Here is a 15747-nt window from a genome sequence, read left to right as displayed (position 1 = left end):
CACCCCCCCGGCCCCCCCCCCCCCAACCGCCCGACAGCCCCCCCCCCCCACGCCCTTACCCCGGTCCCCGGCCCCCCAACCCCGCTACCGCGCTCCGGGGGGCGGCCGGGAACGGCAGAATGCGGGCGTGACCGCCGACAGCAGCACGGCCCCGCCCCGCCCGCCCGAAGGCCCCGAGGCGCTCCCGCAGGCACCGGCGCCCGACTCCGTATGGCGCCGGCTCGCCGTGCCGGCCGGCCTGTTCGCCGCGGTCGCCGGAGCCTTCGCGTACGTCGGCGCCGTCGACCCGAACGAGCCCGGCCACTACCCCGTCTGCCCGCTCTACGCGCTCACCGGCCTGTACTGCCCCGGCTGCGGCGGACTGCGCAGCGCGCACGCCGTCGTCCACGGCGACCTGGCCGCCGCGCTGCACGACAACGCCGTCGCCGTAGCCGCCTACCCGGCCTTCGCGCTGCTGTGGGCCGTCTGGGTGGTGCGCGCGGTGCGCGGCCGGCCCTTCCGGCCGGGGCTGCGACCGGCGCAGATGTGGGCGCTCTGCGCGCTGCTGCTGGTCTTCACCGTGGTCCGCAACCTCCCCCTCGGCAGCGGACTGCATCCCTGACCGATGGGGGAACGTCCAGGTAGTGGGACCGCCGTCCGCCGGATGCGAGGCCTCGGCGTTCCTCCGGATACCATCGCAGTGACCACGGGTATTCAAAACCTGAAGGAACCACCGTCTGGAAGGGGGCCGCTCGCGTGAGTGTGCTCGACGAGATCATCGACGGAGTCCGTGCCGACCTCGCGGAGCGGCAGGCACGCGTCAGCCTCGACGAGCTCAAGGAGCGTGCGGCCAAGGCCCGGCCCGCCAAGGACGGGGTGGCCGCGCTCAAGGGCGACGGCGTCAAGGTCATCTGCGAGGTCAAGCGGTCCAGCCCCTCCAAGGGCGCGCTGGCCGCGATCGCCGACCCGGCCGGGCTCGCCGCGGACTACGAGGCGGGCGGTGCGGCCGTCATCTCCGTCCTCACCGAACAGCGCCGCTTCGGCGGCTCGCTGGCCGACCTGGAGGCCGTCCGCGCGCGCGTGGACATCCCGGTGCTGCGCAAGGACTTCATCGTCACGTCGTACCAGCTGTGGGAGGCCCGGGCGTACGGCGCCGACCTCGCGCTGCTGATCGTCGCCGCCCTGGAGCAGTCGGCCCTGGAGTCGCTGATCGAGCGGGCCGTCTCCATCGGCCTCACCCCGCTGGTCGAGGTGCACGACGAGGACGAGGTCGAGCGGGCCGTCGCCGCCGGCGCCAAGGTGATCGGTGTCAACGCGCGCAACCTGAAGACGCTGGAGGTCGACCGCGGCACGTTCGAGCGGGTCGCGCCGGAGATCCCGGACGGCATCGTGAAGGTCGCCGAGTCCGGCGTCCGCGGCCCGCACGACCTGATCGCCTACGCCAACGCGGGCGCCGACGCGGTGCTGGTCGGCGAGTCGCTGGTGACCGGCCGCGACCCGAAGGCCGCCGTCGCCGACCTGGTCGCCGCGGGCGAGCACCCCGCACTGCGGCACGGCCGGAGCTGATCTCCCGCTAGGCTGATCCCGATGACTCTCATCATGACGACCGTGGACCGGTACGCCCGCCTGGCGCGCGGCTGCCGCCCGAGGGGCTGCCGCGCCCCGGCGAGGCGTGTCCACGGCCGCCGCGTGCGGTACGTCATCGGCGATGAGCCGGGGCAAGTCAACGGCATGCGATGGCAGCAGCCAACCTGAGGGGCGCGGGGCTCTGTTCGATGTGCGGCCACCGCCGCGCGGGCGCGACCAGCCTCAGCCGGTCCGCAGTCGACTGACCACCCCGTCGCCCCACGGCGAACAGTGTTTTCCCACGCACTCACCGTGAGGTTCGGCATGCCCAACAACTTCTTCTTCCCCGACCCGGAGGGTCAGGTGCCCAGCGCCGAGGGCTACTTCGGCGCATTCGGCGGCAAGTTCATCCCGGAGGCCCTCGTCGCCGCCGTGGACGAGGTCGCCGTCGAGTACGAGAAGGCCAAGCACGCCCCCGAGTTCGCCCGCGAGCTCGACGAGCTGCTCGTCCACTACACCGGCCGGCCCAGCGCGCTGACCGAGGTGCCCCGGTTCGCCGAGCAGGCCGGCGGTGCCCGGATCTTCCTCAAGCGGGAAGACCTCAACCACACCGGCTCCCACAAGATCAACAACGTTCTCGGCCAGGCCCTGCTCACCAGGCGGATGGGCAAGACCCGGGTCATCGCCGAGACCGGTGCCGGGCAGCACGGCGTCGCCACCGCCACCGCCTGCGCCCTGTTCGGCCTCGACTGCACCATCTACATGGGCGAGATCGACACCCAGCGCCAGGCCCTGAACGTGGCCCGCATGCGCATGCTCGGCGCCGAGGTCGTCGCCGTGAAGTCCGGCAGCCGCACCCTCAAGGACGCCATCAACGAGGCGTTCCGCGACTGGGTCGCCAATGTGGACCACACCCACTACCTGTTCGGGACCGTCGCCGGACCGCACCCCTTCCCGGCGATGGTGCGGGACTTCCACCGGGTCATCGGCGTCGAGGCGCGGCGGCAGCTGCTGGAGCGCGCCGGGCGGCTGCCCGACGCCGCCATCGCCTGCGTCGGCGGCGGCTCCAACGCCATCGGCCTCTTCCACGCCTTCATCCCCGACGAGGGCGTCCGCCTCATCGGCTGCGAGCCCGCGGGACACGGCATCGAGACCGGCGAGCACGCGGCCACCCTCACCGCCGGCGAGCCCGGCATCCTGCACGGCTCCCGGTCGTACGTGCTCCAGGACGACGAGGGCCAGATCACCGAGCCCTACTCGATCTCGGCGGGCCTGGACTACCCGGGCATCGGGCCCGAGCACTCCTATCTGAAGGACTCCGGCCGCGGCGAGTACCGCGCGGTCACCGACGACGCCGCCATGCAGGCGCTGCGCCTGCTGTCGCGGACCGAGGGCATCATCCCGGCCATCGAGAGCGCCCACGCCCTCGCCGGCGCCCTGGAGGTCGGCCGGGAACTGGGCACGGACGGCCTGATCGTCGTCAACCTCTCCGGCCGCGGCGACAAGGACATGGACACCGCAGCCCGCTACTTCGGCCTGTACGACACCGACGCCGAGGTGGCCGCCGACGCAGCCGACACCGCCGAGATCGAGGGGGACGCCAAGTGAGCGGGAACATCCAGTTGCTGACCGACACCCTCGCGGGCGCGAAGGCGGAGGGGCGGTCCGCGCTCATCGCCTACCTGCCGGCCGGGTTCCCCACCGTGGACGGCGGCATCGAGGCGATCAAGGCCGTCTTCGACGGCGGCGCCGATGTGGTGGAGGTCGGGCTGCCGCACAGCGACCCCGTCCTCGACGGCCCGGTCATCCAGACCGCCGACGACATCGCCCTGCGCGGCGGCGTCCGCATCGCCGACGTGATGCGCACGGTCCGGGAGGCCCACCGGGCCACCGGGAAGCCGGTGCTCGTCATGACGTACTGGAACCCCATCGACCGCTACGGCGTCGAGCGCTTCACCGCCGAGCTGGCCGAGGCGGGCGGCGCGGGCTGCATCCTGCCCGACCTGCCGGTCCAGGAGTCGGCGCTGTGGCGGGAGCACGCCGAGAAGCACGGCCTCGCGACCGTCTTCGTGGTGGCGCCGAGCAGCAAGGACGAGCGGCTCGCCGAGATCACCGCGGCGGGCAGCGGCTTCGTCTACGCGGCCTCCCTGATGGGTGTCACCGGCACCCGGGAATCCGTCGGCGCGCAGGCCCAGACCCTGGTCGAGCGCACCCGGGCGACCGGCACCGGCCTGCCCGTCTGCGTCGGCCTCGGCGTCTCCACCCGGGCCCAGGCCGCGCAGGTCGCCGGCTTCGCCGACGGAGTGATCGTCGGCTCGGCCTTCGTACAGCGGATGCTGGACGCCCCGGACCAGGCCGCGGGCCTGGAGGCGGTGCGGGAGCTGGCCGGCGAGCTGGCGAAGGGCGTGCGCGGACAGGCGTAACCCCTCCCTACCAGGACAACCTGGTCACTCGAACGGGTGGACCTCGGGCCGGGGGGGGGGGGGGGGGCCGCCCCCCGGGGGGGGGGGGGGGGGGGTCGGTGCTCAAAGTAGCTATAACCGGCCCCCCGGGGCGGCGGGGGGGGGGGGGGGGGGTTCTGGGCGGGCGCGAACGGGCTAACCCCCCCCCAACCCGCACACCGTGGACACACGACGGGGTGCACCGGGGGCGGGGGGGGCGCGGGGCCCCCCCCCGGTTCGTTCTGGGGGTGTGAGCGAGAAGAACCGTGACGGAAAGCGCACCGCCCGGGAGCGGATGGCGGTCGAGCGTGAGAAGCAGAGGACCGCGGAGAAGCGACGGCGCGCGCTGATCGTGGGCGCGAGCGTCGTCTGCGTCCTCGGCCTCGCGGCGGTGATCGGCGTGATCGCCGCGAACTCCGGCAAGGACAAGAGCAGCAAGAGCGAGGGCCCGGCCGTGGCGCCCTCGGGCGCGCAGGGCAAGGACAGCCTCGCGATCCCGGTCGGCAAGGACAGCGCGAAGTCGACGCTCACCGTCTGGGAGGACTTCCGCTGCCCGGCCTGCCAGGCCTTCGAGACGGTGTACCGGCCGACCCTCCATGAACTCGTCGACGCGGGCAAGCTCAGAATCGAGTACCACCTGGTCCGCCTGATCGACGGCAACCTCGGCGGCACCGGCTCGCTGCGCGCGGCCAACGCCGCCGCCTGCGCCCAGGACGCCGGGAAGTTCCGCGACTACCACGACGTGCTGTACGCGAACCAGCCCAAGGAGACCGACGACGCCTACGGCAACGACGCCAGGCTGATCGACCTCGCCGGCAAGGTGAAGGGCCTGGACACGCCCGCCTTCCAGAAGTGCGTCAAGGACGGCACCCACAACAGCTGGGTGAACAAGTCCCACAAGGCCTTCGCGGCCGGCGGCTTCACCGGCACGCCCACCGTCCTGTTCGGCGGGAAGAACCTCGCCCAGGACCAGACGATGACCCCGGCCAAGCTCAAGCAGATGGTGGAGGCGGCCAACCAGGGGTAGGCGTTTTTCGCGGGCCCGTTATGGACCCGTAGCCGGGCTGCTTGCCGTCCCCACCACCCGGCAGGGTAGCGTCGGACCTGCCATGGAACTTGCCTACATTCCCAGCCCGTCGCGCGGGGTGCTGTATCTCGGCCCCATCCCGCTGCGCGGCTACGCCTTCTGCATCATCATCGGCGTCTTCGTCGCCGTCTGGCTCGGCAACAAGCGCTGGGTCGCTCGCGGCGGGCAGGCCGGTACGGTCGCCGACATCGCGGTGTGGGCCGTCCCCTTCGGCCTGGTCGGCGGCCGGCTCTACCACGTGATCACGGACTACGAGCTGTACTTCAGCCCGGGCCGTGACTGGGTGGACGCCTTCAAGGTGTGGCAGGGCGGTCTGGGCATCTGGGGGGCGATCGCGCTCGGCGCGCTCGGCGCCTGGATCGGCGCGCGGCGCCGGGGCGTCCCGCTGCCGGCGTACGCCGACGCCATCGCGCCCGGCATCGCGATCGCGCAGGCCGTCGGCCGCTGGGGCAACTGGTTCAACCAGGAGCTGTACGGCCGGGAGACCCATGTTCCCTGGGCCCTGCACATCACCTCCTCCGAGGGCGGCCGGGTGCCGGGCTACTACCACCCGACCTTCCTCTACGAGTCGCTGTGGTGCATCGGTGTCGCCCTCGTCGTGATCTGGGCCGACCGCCGCTTCAAGCTGGGCCACGGCCGGGCCTTCGCCCTGTACGTCGCCCTGTACTGCGTGGGCCGCGCCTGGATCGAGCACATGCGGGTCGACTACGCCCACATCATCCTGGGCGTCCGGCTCAACGACTGGACCGCGTTGATCGCGTTCCTGCTGGCGGTCACGTACATCGTCGTGTCGGCGAAGCTGCGGCCGGGGCGCGAGGCGGTCGTGGAGCCGGCCGCCGCCGGGCTTGCGGCGCAGAGCGTCCCGGCTGGCTCCGCCGAGAGTGCCTCCGAGGCTCCGGAAGCCGCCACCGGGGCGGAGCAGGAGGCCGAGGCCGAGCCCGTGGCCGGGGAGACCGACCCTGCGGCCGAGGCCGAGGAGACGAAGGACGAGGCGGAGTCGGCGGGCAAGAAGAGCTGACCGCTGCCGGTACGACACCGAGGGCGCCCGGAGCTTTCCGGGCGCCCTCGGTGCGTCGGGCGCGTAGGGCCTCTCTTTCGGGTCAGGTCGGCTGCGACGCCGGCAAGATCCGAAAGAGAGGCCTAGGGCCTTTCTGTCGGGTCAGGTCGGCTGCGGCGCCGACGCCTTCTCGGCCGACCCGAGCGGGCTCATGGGGGTGCCCCCTGCTCATGGGGGTCCCCCCGCTCGAGCGGAGCCGAGAGTGGGGGAGGAGTCGAGAGCTTAGGGGAGCGTGCAGATGCAAGGCGGAGGACCGAGTCGACGCGATGGGGGTCCCCCCCCCGCGCGAGCGCAGCCGAGCGTGGGGGAGTCGGCGAGTGACGACAACGCAGCAGATGTGCGTGCCAGGGCCCGCGACGCCGGCAAGATCCGAAAGAGAGGCCCTAGGCCGGTCAGAGCCGGTGGGTGAGGGACAGGGTCCGCCGGGCCGTCGCCACCACCGCCGCGTCGATGAAGCGGCCGTCCGGCAGGGCCTGGGCGCCCTCCTCCAGGGCGGCTGCCTTGAGGATCGTCTCGGCGTGTTCGAGTTCCGCCGGGGTGGGCAGGTAGGCCCGCTCGATCACCGGCAGCTGGCGCGGGTGGATCGCGGCGCGGCCCAGGAAGCCGAGGGCGCGTCCGTGGGCGCAGGACGCGGCGAGGCCGTCCAGGTCCCGGATGTCGGGGTGGACGCACTGCGTGGGCGGGGCGAGGCCCGCAGCGCGGGCGGCGACGATCACCCGGGAGCGCGGCCAGTCCAGGCCCGCGTCGGCCCGTACCCCGAGGTCGGCCCGGAGGTCCGCCTCGCCGAGGGCGATGCCCCGCAGGGCCGGGTGGGCGGTGGCGATGGCGAAGGCGTGCTCGATGCCGAGGGCCGTCTCCAGCAAGGCGTACAGGGGGACGGGGGTGACCGAGGCGGCCCGTCTGATCTCGTGCGCGGTCGTCACCTTGGGCAGCCGCAGCCCGGCCAGCCCGGGCAGGGCGGCCACGGCGGCGAGGTCGGCGGCCGCCCAGGGGGTGTCCAGGGCGTTGACGCGGACGTGCACCGGAACCGGCTGGGGGGTGCGCAAGCGCTCGGCGGTGGCCGCGCGGGCGTACTCCTTGCGGTCGGGGGCGACCGCGTCCTCCAGGTCGATCACCACCACGTCGGCGCCCGCCGCCAGCGCCTTGGTCACCACCTGCGGGCGGTCGCCGGGGGCGTAGAGCCAGGTGAGCGGGAACCGGGTCACAGCGCCCCCTCCGCGCGCAGGGCCGCGATGTCCTCCGGGGCGAGGCCCAGCTCGGTGAGGACGGCGTCCGTGTCGGCGCCGTGCGGCCGGCCGGCCCAGCGGATCGCGCCGGGGGTCGCGGAGAGCCGGAAGAGGAGGTTCTGGAGGCGCAGCGGGCCCAGCTCGGGGTCGTCGACCGTGGTGATCGTGTGCAGGGCCTGGTACTGGGGGTCGGCCAGGATGTCCCGGACGTCCTGGACCGGGGCGGCCGCGGCCTCGGCCTTCTCGAAGGCCGCGAGCACCTCGGCGCGGGAGCGGGCGCCGATCCAGGAGCCGACCGCCTCGTCCAGGACGTCGGCGTGCGCGGCCCGGCCGGCGCCGGTGGCGAACCAGGGTTCGGCGATCAGATCGGGGCGGCCCACCAGGTGCATCACCCGCTCGGCGACCGACTGGGCGGAGGCGGAGACCGCGACCCAGGTGCCGTCGGCGGTGCGGTAGGTGTTGCGGGGGGCGTTGTTGGCGGAGCGGTTCCCGGTGCGTTCCTGGACGTATCCGAGCTGGTCGTACCAGGTGGGGTGCGGGCCGAGGGCGGCGAGGATCGGCTCGACGAGCGCCAGGTCGACCACCTGTCCGGCGCCACTGCGCTCCCGGGCGGCCAGCGCGGTCAGCACGGCGAAGGCGCAGGTCACGCCCGCGATGGAGTCGGCGAGGCCGAAGGGCGGCAGGGTCGGGGGCGCGTCCGGTTCCCCGGTGAGCGCGGCGAAGCCGCTCACCGCCTCGGCGAGCGTGCCGAAGCCGGGCCGGTGGGCGTAGGGGCCGAACTGGCCGAACGCGGTGACCCGGGCGAGCACCAGCCGGGGGTTGGCGGCCGACAGCTCCGGCCAGCCCAGATCCCACTTCTCCAGGGTGCCGGGGCGGAAGTTCTCGACCAGCACATCGGCGTCCGCGGCGAGCCGGAGCAGGGTGGAGCGGCCGCCCGGCGTGGACAGGTCCAGGGTGATGGTCCGCTTGTTGCGGCCGAGCACCTTCCACCACAGGCCGATGCCGTCCTTGGCCGGGCCGTGCCCGCGGCACGGATCGGGGGTGCGGGGATGCTCGACCTTGATCACCTCGGCGCCGAAGTCGCCGAGCAGCGTGGCGGCCAGCGGACCGGCGAACAGGGTCGCGAGGTCCAGCACCCGCAGACCGGCCAGCGGCGGGGTGGGCGTCGTACTCATGCGGTGAACTGCGCGTCGATCTCCGGGCGGTACGGCATCGACACCGACGCGCCCTCCCGCTGCACCGAGATCGCCGCCGCGGCCGCCGCCCAGGACAGCGCCTCCCGTACCGGTTTCTCCTCGGCGAGGGCCACCGCGAGCGCGCCCACGAAGGTGTCGCCCGCGCCGGTGGAGTCGACCGCGCTCACCCGTGGCGCGGGGACCATCAGTGGCTCGGTGCCCCGGGCCAGGTAGAGGCAGCCCGTCGCGCCCAGCGTGACCACCACCTGCGGCACCTGCTCCAGCAGCGCGGCCGCCGCCTCGCGCGGGTCGGTGCGGCCGGTGAGGGTGACCGCCTCGTACTCGTTGGGCACCAACAGGTCGGTCGCGGCGAGGAGTTCGGGCGGCAGCGGCTGGGCCGGGGAGGGGGTGAGGACCGTACGGACGCCGTGCCGGTGGGCGGCCTGGGCGCCCGCGACGACCGCCGCCAGGGGGATCTCCAGCTGGAGCAGCAGGGCGTCGGCGGAGGCGATCACGCCCTCGTCGCCGGGGGAGAGGTGGTCGACGGTGCCGTTCGCGCCCGGGATGACGACGATGGAGTTGCCGCCCTCGTCGTCCACCACGATGTGCGCGGTGCCGGAGGCGCCCTCGACGGTGCGCAGGGAGTCGGTGTCCACCCCGGAGTGTTCGAGGGTGTCGCGCAGCCGCGCACCGAAGGCGTCGTTGCCGACCGCGCCGATCATCGAGACGGTGGCCCCGGCGCGGGCCGCGGCGATCGCCTGGTTGGCGCCCTTGCCGCCGGGGATCGTGCGGAACTCCCGGCCGGTCACGGTCTCCCCGCGCTGCGGGGCCTTCGTGACATAGGTGACGAGGTCCATGTTGGTGCTGCCGAGGACGGCGATGTGGGTCATGGGCGGACCGCCTCCAGGTGGGTGAGGTGGGCGAGGGTGTCGAAACCGGTGCCGTCGAAGTCGGCGACGGTGGTGGCGAGCCGGTTCTTCAGCGGGGCCCGCCAGTGCTCGGGGAGGGCGGCGGGGCGGCCGGCCAGCAGTCCCGCGACGGAACCGGCCGTGGCGCCGGCCGAGTCGGTGTCCCAGCCGCCCGCCACCGCCCGGCCGATGGACCCGGTGAAGTCGCCGTCCGCGTGGGCGAGGGCGGCGGCGATCAGGGCGGTGTTGGGGATCGCGTGCACCCAGTGGTGGTCCGGGCCGTACACGGCGTGGAGTTCGTCCACCACGTCGTCGAAGTCGGCGGTGTCCCGGGCGAGTCGGAGGGCGTGGTCGATCGCCCGCGCCAGCCGGGAGCGCGGCGGCACCACCGAGCGGCCGGTGCGCAGACAGGCGTGCACGTCATGGCGGCCGGTGGCGGCGGTGGCGATCACGGCGGCCGTGAACATGGCCGCGTAGACGCCGTTGGCGGTGTGGGACAGGACCGCGTCGCGGTAGGCCTGTTCCGCGGCGCCGGCCGGGTCGCCCGGGTGGGTCCAGCCGTGCATGTCGGCGCGGATCAGGGCGCCGATCCACTCGCGGAACGGGTTGCGGTGGCGGGCCGTGTGCGGGGGTTCGATGCCGCTGAGGAGGTTGCGGTGGGTGACGCGTTCGGCGGTGAAGGTACGGCCCGGGGGCAGCTCGTCCAGCCAGAGGCGGGCCACGTCCGCGGTGGTGAAGGTCTTCCCGTGGCGCTGGAGGAGCAGCAGGTTGAGGAGCGGGTAGTCGAGGTCGTCGTCCTCGGGCATGCCGTCGATGTTCTCGGCGAGACTGGTGGCGGCCGAGCGGCGGTTCCAGGGGTGGCGGCCGAGCAGCTCCGCGGGGACGCCCACCGCGGTGAAGTAGCCGGTCAGGGGCCGGTTTCCGGCTGCCTCGGCGAGGGCGCGGAGGGCGTCCAGGGGGAGCTTCTCGACCGGTTTGCCGAGCAGGCAGCCGATGGCCCGGCCCAGCCAGGCGGCTTCCAGGGCGGCGGGGGTGAGGTCCGCGGCGAGCCGTTCGGCGGGCCAGTTGGGGCAGCGGGACCTGATCGCCGCCAGGTCCCTCGGTTCGTCGTCGGCGAGCGTGCCGGGCAGATCGGCGAGTTCGTCCAGCAGGTCCTCGGCCAGCAGCCGCAGATAGCGGGAGGCGCGATGCGCGGAGGCACCCGCCCGTTCCGGGGCGTCCGTGCCGCCCGCCGCCCGCCAGCGCGCCTCGATCGCCGAGGGCTCCCGCCCGTCCAGCCGGGCCTGGCGGAGTTCATGGCCGAGCAGGTCCTCCGGCTGGACCCAGGTCAGTCGGAGCACCGGTCGCCTCCCAGCGCGCCGAACGCCTCCTCGTGGGCGCGCCGCCGGCGCACGTCCTTGCGGAAGACCTCCCGGGCGACCTCGGCGAGGGTGCGGGCCGGCGCCCACAGGTCCAGCCGGCTGGCCTCCGCCACCGTCTTCGCCCACTCCTCGGGCACGGGCGAGCCGAGCGCGCCCGCGAGGGCACCGGCCATGGTGGCGATCGAGTCGCAGTCACGCCCGTAGTTGACCGACCCCAGGACCGCGTGCCGGTAGTCGCCGCCGGAGACCAGCAGCATGCCCAGCGCGATGGGGAGTTCCTCGATGGAGTGCAGCCGGGAGGGGCGGCGGGCGGCCAGGGAGGGGGCGCGGTAGTCCGGGCCGACCGTGTCGTACGGCGCGACCGCCGCGCGCAGCGGCCGCAGCGCCGACTCGAAGTCGCTGTGCTTGCAGGCCACTTCGCAGACCTTCTCGATGGCCGTGCGGGTGCCGTCCTTGGCCAGCGAGAGGCAGGCGGCCACGACCGAGTCGGGGCTCGCACCCGGTGCGGTCGCGGCCGCCACCGCCGCCGCGAGGACACCGGCCGCCTCACGGCCGTACGACGACTGGTGCGCACCGGCGATGTCCAGCGCCTCGGCGTAGGCGGTGGCCGGGGCGGCCGCGTTGACCAGTCCGACGGGGGCCATGTACATCGCGGCGCCGCAGTTGACGATGTTGCCGACGCCCGCTTCCCGGGGGTCGGCGTGGCCGTAGGCGATCCTGGTCACCAGCCACTTCTCGGCGAGGAAGAGGCGGTGCAGGGGGAGGGCCTCGGCCTCCAGCTCCGGGATCCAGCGCGGGGTGGTCATCAGGTCCGGGACCAGGTGGTCGGCGACCGCGTAGGCGTCGAGGTGGTCGCGGACGCGGTCGTAGACCCGGATCAGCGCATGGGTCATCAGGGTGTCGTCGGTGACATGGCCGTCGCCCTTGTGGAAGGGGGCGAGGGGGCGGGCGGTGCGCCAGGCGTCGCCGTGCCAGGGGCCGACGATGCCGTGCACGCGGCCGCCGTGGCGTTCGGCGATCTGCTCCGGGGACCAGCCCTCGACCGGCCCGCCCAGGGCGTCGCCCACGGCGGCCCCGACGAGGGCGGCGGTGACGCGCTCCTCCAGGGCGGAGGTCTCGTGGTGTACGCCCCTTTCACCGCCTGCCACGTCCTCGCATGCTCCGAGTTCTTCGCACTCTTTGGGCCTCATGCCCCGAATCATCCCCCTGGCCGGGCCGGTTGTGCGGCTTCCAGGAGTCCGGCGAGTTCCACCAGGTCGGTGCCGGTGAGGCGGGGCAGGGTGCAGCCCGAGAGGGTGCGGCAGGCGTCGCGCCAGGCCTGCGGGACGGCCGCGCCGCCGCCGAGCGCGCCGGTGAGGGCGCCCGCGAGGGCGGGCGCGGAGTCGGCGACCCGGGAGAGACAGGCGGCGGCGGGCACGGCCTCGGCGATCCGGCCGTGCGCGGCGGTGGCCAGCGCGAGCGCCACCGGGACGGTCTCGGCGGCGGCGACACCGTAGCTGTAGACGTGGTCGACGATCTGGTGCTCCAGGAGTGGTACGAGGGCGAAGGCGGACTCCGTGTCCTCGGCGAGGGCGAGGGCGTGGCGGGTGTTGCGGCCGATCTCGGTGTCTGCGGGGAGTTCGGCGAGCGCTCCGGTCACACAGGTGTCCGGTTCCGCGCCGGCGAGGGCGAGGGAGAGCGCCGCGGCCATCGCCCGGGCGCCGTGCACGCCGTCGCCGTCCTGGGTGTAGCGGGCGTCGAACTCGGCGAGGGCGGCGGCGCGCCCCGGGTCGCCGGGGTGGGCCACCGCGAGCACACAGGCGCGCACGCAGGCCGCGTCGTCGAAGTAGTGCGGGTTGTCGTGGCCGGTGGCGGGCGGGCGAAGCCCGGCGGCGAGGTTGCCGAGGCCGGCGCGGACGGAGATGCGGGCGCGCAGCGGGAGCACGGCGGACTCGACCTCGGGGGCGCGTTCCGCCGCGGCGGCGACCTCCGCGGCGACGGCGGTCCAGGTGAGGTCGATCGCGGCGCGCATCCGGCGCTCCCGGCCGAGGTCGCCCGGATCACCGAGGTCACCGGGGGCGCCGAAGGCGTCGGCGTCACCGGCCCGCAGCACCGCCTCCGCGGCGAACACGGCCCATTCGGCGTCGTCGGAGGGGCCGAGGCGGAGCGGCTCGGGGGGCTGGTTCAGGGCGATCGGCACGGGCAGGGTGGTCGTCGCGTTCTGCTCGGCGAAGGTGTCCAGTTCGCGGGTGAGCCGACGGGTCCACTCGGGCATCCGGGTGGCCCGGTGCCGGGCCGCGGGCCAGCCGGCGGCATCTCCCGCGGCGAGCCCGAGCAGGAGTCCCTCGATCCTGCGGGGCTTCATGGGCGTGCCTCGCTGTCGTGCGCTGCGGCCTGGCCGAGCCTGATGAGGCGGCCGGTGTTGCCGGGGTGGGTGGGCCGGTCGGTGGCGTGGCCCGTGCCGAGCCTGACCAAGGGGCTTTTGGTCGTGTGGGGCTTCATGGCCGTCCCTCGCTGTCGTGCTCCGCGGACTGGCCGACCGCGACCAGGGGGCTCCCGCCGCCGGGCTCGGTGGGTCGGGGGGTGGGAGCCGGCTGGTGGGCGGGCGGCCGGGAGGCGGGGGTCGGCCGGTGTCCGGTCGGCAGGCGACCGGGTGGCCGCCGGCGTTCCGGCTCGTCGGGTGGCCGAAGGTGCTCCCCCTCCCCGGGTGGCCGAGGGTGTTCCCGTTCCCCGGGTACCAGCAGTTCGGCGAGGTCCAGGATGTGGCGGCCCGCCATGGCGGGCAGGCAGCGGCCGCGGGACGGGCCGATGGGGTGGGCCCAGTCCGGGGGGATGGCCGAGACGCCCTGGGTCGCACCGGACAGGGCGCCCGCCACCGCCGCCGTCGTGTCGGCGTCCCGGCCCATGTTGACGGCCGTGAGCACCGCCTGCCGGAAGTCGCCGTCGGCGGTGGCGTACGCGCCGAAGGCCAGGGCGACCGCCTCCGGGGCCAGGTCCGTCCACGGGTAGCCGCCGATGACGACCGCGGAGCGCACCGCCCGTTCACCGCGGTGCGCCACGGCCACCGCTCGCCGCAGCGAACGGGCCGTCCAGGAGTCCTCGGGGACGACCGCGAGCGCGGCGGCGACCACCACCGGGACCGGCGCCCCCGCCATCGCCGCCGCGACCCCGGCGGCGACCGCCTGGCCGCCGTAGATGCCCTCGCCCTCGTGGCTGACCGAGCCGTCGATCGCCGCGAGCCGGGCGGCCTCCTCGGGGCGTCCCGCGGCGAAGACGCCGAAGGGCGCCGCGCGCATCGCCAGACCGTCGCTCCAGGCGTGGCGGTGCTGGGCGGAGACGGGCGCGGCCAGGCCCCGGCGCAGGTTCTCCAGGGTGCCGCGCTCGCTGAAGCCCGCGCCCCGGAAGGGGCCCTCGGCCCGGTCGGCGATCCACTCGTGCCAGGCCGCCTCCACATGGGCCGGGGTGAGCGCCGAGCCGTGCCGGGCCAGCAGCAGGCCGGAGAGGATCGCGTACTCGGTGTCGTCCGTGCCGCAGGGGTCCTCGGTGACATAACCGGTGATGCGGCCCCAGCGGGCGCGGATCTCGGAGGGCCTGAGGTTCTCGGCGGGGGCGCCCATCGCGTCGCCCACGGCCAGCCCCAGCAGGGCGCCACGGGCCCGGGCGCGCGGACCGGTGGCGTCCCCGGGCGCGGGGAGCGAGGGCAAGCAGGCGATCGATGCCATGGACGGCCTCCTTGGGGGCGGCACCGCGCGGACCCCGTGCCGGGGAAACCCTTTGCGGATGTGTCCCCCGGGGGGCCTCGCACCGAGCCGGTCGAGGGGCCGGGTTCACCCGCTCGCGCACCCGGGAAGCAGGGGGCTCCGATGCGCACGCCACGGAGAAAGCGCAGGTTAGCCCAGCCTTTCCTTGCTGGCGGGGGGCACCGGATCGGCGTAGATTTCCTGTAGTCGAAAAGTAGAACTCGTCCAAAGTTAGCTTTGGCTAAGCTATCCCGGGGGGCCCGCATGGCCATCATCGAAACCACCGCCGCGCTGCACGAGGCGCACCGCGACAACCACACCCACCGCGATGTCAACGGCGGCTGGCTGCGGCCCGCCGTCTTCGGTGCGATGGACGGCCTGGTCTCCAACCTCGCGCTGATGACCGGTGTGGCCGGCGGTGCCGTGAGCCATCAGACGATCGTCCTCACCGGGCTCGCGGGCCTTGCCGCCGGCGCCTTCTCCATGGCGGCCGGCGAGTACACCTCGGTCGCCTCGCAGCGTGAACTCGTCGAGGCCGAACTCGACGTCGAACGGCGTGAGCTGCGCAAGCACCCGCAGGACGAGGAGGACGAGCTGGCCGCCCTCTATGTCTCCCGCGGGGTCGAGCCGCAGCTGGCCCGCGAGGTGGCCCGGCAGCTGTCCAAGGACCCCGAGCAGGCGCTGGAGATCCACGCCCGCGAGGAGCTGGGCATCGACCCGAGCGATCTGCCGTCGCCGCTGGTCGCGGCCGTGTCGTCCTTCGGCTCCTTCGCCCTGGGCGCCCTGCTGCCCGTACTGCCGTTCCTGCTCGGTGCGACCGCCCTGTGGCCCGCCCTGCTGCTCGCCCTCGTGGGGCTGTTCGCCTGCGGTGCCGTGGTGGCCAAGGTGACCGCGCGGACCTGGTGGTACAGCGGTCTGCGGCAGCTCGCGCTGGGCGGTGCCGCGGCCGGTGTGACGTACGTCCTGGGCAGCCTGTTCGGAACGGCCGTAGGATAAGCGTCCGGTACTTATGCGTTGGGCCGCATAAATAGCCGTTACTCGCTGGTTTCGACTGCGTGACCACCGGGCATGAGCCGTAAGCACTGTGGGCAATGACGCCCGCCGCACCCCCGCGGGGTGAGCCGACGACGCTCCCCCCGCCGCCTTCCGGGCCGCCGACGGACACCGATCCGACCGATCTCGTCCGCAGCGGTCCCCTCTTACACGTCCGCCGCCACCGCGCGGCACA

General features: G+C 74.3%; 15 protein-coding genes. 8 read left to right on the top strand and 7 right to left on the bottom strand.

The window, feature by feature from the left end; translation table 11 throughout:
• Positions 1 to 226: 226 nt before the first annotated feature.
• The 7 genes from ACFVIU_RS19700 (at position 227) to lgt (ending at position 6091) form a co-directional block, all read left to right on the top strand.
• Positions 227 to 601: a DUF2752 domain-containing protein gene (locus ACFVIU_RS19700; protein ID WP_385844107.1), complete on the top strand. Its 375-nt coding sequence runs from the start codon at positions 227 to 229 to the stop codon at positions 599 to 601.
• Positions 602 to 735: 134 nt separating this feature from the next.
• Entirely contained in the window at positions 736 to 1545 is an 810-nt protein-coding gene (gene trpC, locus ACFVIU_RS19695) for an indole-3-glycerol phosphate synthase TrpC (RefSeq protein ID WP_385843899.1), read from the top strand.
• 21 nt (positions 1546 to 1566) lie between these two features.
• The gene (gene trpM, locus ACFVIU_RS19690) at positions 1567 to 1734 is read left to right on the top strand and encodes a tryptophan biosynthesis modulator TrpM (RefSeq protein WP_385843897.1); all 168 of its coding nucleotides are present in this window, start codon (positions 1567 to 1569) and stop codon (positions 1732 to 1734) included.
• A 135-nt stretch (positions 1735 to 1869) separates the two neighbouring features.
• The gene (gene trpB / locus ACFVIU_RS19685) at positions 1870 to 3153 is read left to right on the top strand and encodes a tryptophan synthase subunit beta (RefSeq protein WP_385843896.1); all 1284 of its coding nucleotides are present in this window, start codon (positions 1870 to 1872) and stop codon (positions 3151 to 3153) included.
• Positions 3150 to 3968 carry a tryptophan synthase subunit alpha gene (gene trpA, locus ACFVIU_RS19680; RefSeq protein ID WP_385843895.1) on the top strand — a complete coding sequence of 273 codons (819 nt, stop codon included), beginning with the start codon at positions 3150 to 3152 and terminating at the stop codon, positions 3966 to 3968. Before trpB ends, trpA begins: the two co-directional genes overlap by 4 nt.
• Positions 3969 to 4236: 268 nt before the next feature.
• Positions 4237 to 5013 carry a DsbA family protein gene (locus tag ACFVIU_RS19675; RefSeq protein WP_385843893.1) on the top strand — a complete coding sequence of 259 codons (777 nt, stop codon included), beginning with the start codon at positions 4237 to 4239 and terminating at the stop codon, positions 5011 to 5013.
• An 82-nt stretch (positions 5014 to 5095) separates the two neighbouring features.
• Positions 5096 to 6091, top strand: coding sequence for a prolipoprotein diacylglyceryl transferase (gene lgt, locus ACFVIU_RS19670; protein ID WP_385843892.1), 996 nt, complete (start codon positions 5096 to 5098; stop codon positions 6089 to 6091).
• A gap of 431 nt (positions 6092 to 6522) precedes the next feature.
• On the opposite strand, the gene ACFVIU_RS19665 is transcribed toward lgt, so the two are convergent.
• The 7 genes from ACFVIU_RS19665 to ACFVIU_RS19635 all read right to left on the bottom strand — a co-directional run bounded on the left by ACFVIU_RS19665 (position 6523) and on the right by ACFVIU_RS19635 (position 14501).
• Complete coding sequence (locus ACFVIU_RS19665) at positions 6523 to 7335, bottom strand: HpcH/HpaI aldolase/citrate lyase family protein (protein WP_385843891.1); 813 nt, start codon at positions 7333 to 7335, stop codon at positions 6523 to 6525.
• Positions 7332 to 8531, bottom strand: a complete 1200-nt coding sequence (locus ACFVIU_RS19660; RefSeq protein ID WP_385843890.1) for a CaiB/BaiF CoA transferase family protein — start codon at positions 8529 to 8531, stop codon at positions 7332 to 7334. Before ACFVIU_RS19660 ends, ACFVIU_RS19665 begins: the two co-directional genes overlap by 4 nt.
• On the bottom strand, positions 8528 to 9421 hold the full coding sequence (rbsK, locus tag ACFVIU_RS19655) for a ribokinase (RefSeq protein WP_385843888.1): 894 nt from the start codon (positions 9419 to 9421) through the stop codon (positions 8528 to 8530). Before rbsK ends, ACFVIU_RS19660 begins: the two co-directional genes overlap by 4 nt.
• Complete coding sequence (locus ACFVIU_RS19650; protein WP_385843887.1) at positions 9418 to 10779, bottom strand: ADP-ribosylglycohydrolase family protein; 1362 nt, start codon at positions 10777 to 10779, stop codon at positions 9418 to 9420. The genes rbsK and ACFVIU_RS19650 overlap by 4 nt, the downstream gene beginning before the upstream one ends.
• Positions 10767 to 11948 (bottom strand): ADP-ribosylglycohydrolase family protein, encoded by a 1182-nt coding sequence (locus tag ACFVIU_RS19645; protein ID WP_385843886.1) that lies wholly within the window; start codon positions 11946 to 11948, stop codon positions 10767 to 10769. Before ACFVIU_RS19645 ends, ACFVIU_RS19650 begins: the two co-directional genes overlap by 13 nt.
• A gap of 50 nt (positions 11949 to 11998) precedes the next feature.
• Complete coding sequence (locus ACFVIU_RS19640; RefSeq protein WP_385843884.1) at positions 11999 to 13144, bottom strand: ADP-ribosylglycohydrolase family protein; 1146 nt, start codon at positions 13142 to 13144, stop codon at positions 11999 to 12001.
• Positions 13145 to 13277: 133 nt separating this feature from the next.
• Positions 13278 to 14501 (bottom strand): ADP-ribosylglycohydrolase family protein, encoded by a 1224-nt coding sequence (locus tag ACFVIU_RS19635; protein WP_385843883.1) that lies wholly within the window; start codon positions 14499 to 14501, stop codon positions 13278 to 13280.
• A gap of 282 nt (positions 14502 to 14783) precedes the next feature.
• On the opposite strand from ACFVIU_RS19635, the gene ACFVIU_RS19630 reads away from it, so the two are divergent.
• Positions 14784 to 15515 carry a VIT1/CCC1 transporter family protein gene (locus ACFVIU_RS19630; RefSeq protein ID WP_385843881.1) on the top strand — a complete coding sequence of 244 codons (732 nt, stop codon included), beginning with the start codon at positions 14784 to 14786 and terminating at the stop codon, positions 15513 to 15515.
• Positions 15516 to 15747 lie beyond the last annotated feature (232 nt).

Origin of the sequence: Streptomyces sp. NPDC127190, assembly GCF_042672505.1 — a bacterium.
GTDB lineage: Bacteria > Actinomycetota > Actinomycetes > Streptomycetales > Streptomycetaceae > Streptomyces.
This window is presented reverse-complemented; position numbering and strand designations above follow the sequence as displayed.

Coding starts and splice junctions, on each gene's coding strand:
- trpB (WP_385843896.1), top strand. CDS start 1,870: ATGCCCAACAACTTCTTCTTCCCCGACCCGGAGGGTCAGGTGCCCAGC.
- ACFVIU_RS19640 (WP_385843884.1), bottom strand. CDS start 13,144: ATGAAGCCCCGCAGGATCGAGGGACTCCTGCTCGGGCTCGCCGCGGGA.
- ACFVIU_RS19660 (WP_385843890.1), bottom strand. CDS start 8,531: ATGAGTACGACGCCCACCCCGCCGCTGGCCGGTCTGCGGGTGCTGGAC.
- trpM (WP_385843897.1), top strand. CDS start 1,567: ATGACTCTCATCATGACGACCGTGGACCGGTACGCCCGCCTGGCGCGC.
- lgt (WP_385843892.1), top strand. CDS start 5,096: ATGGAACTTGCCTACATTCCCAGCCCGTCGCGCGGGGTGCTGTATCTC.
- rbsK (WP_385843888.1), bottom strand. CDS start 9,421: ATGACCCACATCGCCGTCCTCGGCAGCACCAACATGGACCTCGTCACC.
- ACFVIU_RS19630 (WP_385843881.1), top strand. CDS start 14,784: ATGGCCATCATCGAAACCACCGCCGCGCTGCACGAGGCGCACCGCGAC.
- ACFVIU_RS19635 (WP_385843883.1), bottom strand. CDS start 14,501: ATGGCATCGATCGCCTGCTTGCCCTCGCTCCCCGCGCCCGGGGACGCC.